This is a genomic window from Stenotrophomonas sp. SrG, from assembly GCF_050031795.1.
GTDB classification, from domain to species: domain Bacteria; phylum Pseudomonadota; class Gammaproteobacteria; order Xanthomonadales; family Xanthomonadaceae; genus Stenotrophomonas; species Stenotrophomonas rhizophila_A.
In genome coordinates this window covers 1-314 of record NZ_JBNBBE010000082.1, presented here as the reverse complement: position 1 = coordinate 314, position 314 = coordinate 1, and the positions used below count along the sequence as shown (strand labels likewise).

Below are 314 nucleotides of genomic sequence, written 5' to 3'. Positions count from 1 at the left end.
GTTGTGCGGCCTATGCGGCCGATGGACTCCACGGTGCGGGTGACGATCTGCGATCCTGCGCCACTGTTGGGCTCCAAGTAGGACAAGGTCGTCCGACTACCGACAGCGTCGACCTTCCACGTGAGGCGGCCGTTGGTGTCGAAGATCTGGGAGCGTGTCCCCTGGGCGTCCACTGTCTTGGTGATGGCTCGGACCTGCGCGCCACCGATCTCAAGCTGCTTCACATCCCCCAGTTCATTTACGGTGGTTGCGGACCCGTCCGCGTGGGAGGTAATGGACCCGGCGTCGACCGGCTGACCGCCAGCCAGCAGATA

The 314-nt window shown here is 64.0% G+C and carries 1 protein-coding gene; it reads right to left on the bottom strand.

The genetic code is table 11. The features are described from left to right. Window positions 1–314 (bottom strand): hypothetical protein (locus ACQG3P_RS19065; RefSeq protein WP_426805914.1); only part of this gene is annotated, 314 nt, incomplete at both ends.